The sequence below is a fragment of the Specibacter sp. RAF43 genome, from assembly GCF_052114065.1.
In the GTDB taxonomy this organism is placed as follows: Bacteria; Actinomycetota; Actinomycetes; order Actinomycetales; family Micrococcaceae; genus Specibacter.
The window spans coordinates 1-383 of the sequence record NZ_JBFREA010000078.1 but is presented as its reverse complement, the minus strand read 5'-3'; the positions used below and the strand labels follow the sequence as shown (position 1 = coordinate 383).

Sequence of the window (383 nt, the reverse complement as noted above, 5' to 3'; positions counted from 1 at the left end):
ACGGCGGGCTGTTCACCGGCATCCTGTGCCGGTACCTGGCCGGGGCCGCGCGGGACGCCCGGCTGCCCGGCCCGGCGCGCGCCACGGCGGCCCGGCTGGTGCGCGAGACCGCGGCCGAACTCGAAGGGCCGGAGCCCCGACTCCTGTCCGCCGCCGTGCAGCGCTGGACCGTCCTCGAGGCCGCCGCCACCCTCCCGTCGGAAGCTGACCCGCAATAGATGTCGAAAATGGGGCGATTTGAGCCTGTTGCTTTTTGGGTGTGGCGGTGCCGGTTTTGTTGTGGGTGGTGTTTAAGAATGGAGCATGGCCCGAGATTATCGCCGTGTTGATCGTGAGACGCCGTTCCTTTTGCCCCCGGATATCCGGGATTGGTTGCCGGCTGA

At 68.1% G+C, this 383-nt stretch carries 1 pseudogene; it reads left to right on the top strand.

The features are described 5' to 3' along the window. Window positions 1–218, top strand: a pseudogene (locus tag AB4Y80_RS16960) (glycoside hydrolase family 76 protein); the annotation flags it as partial. Window positions 219–383: the final 165 nt, after the last annotated feature.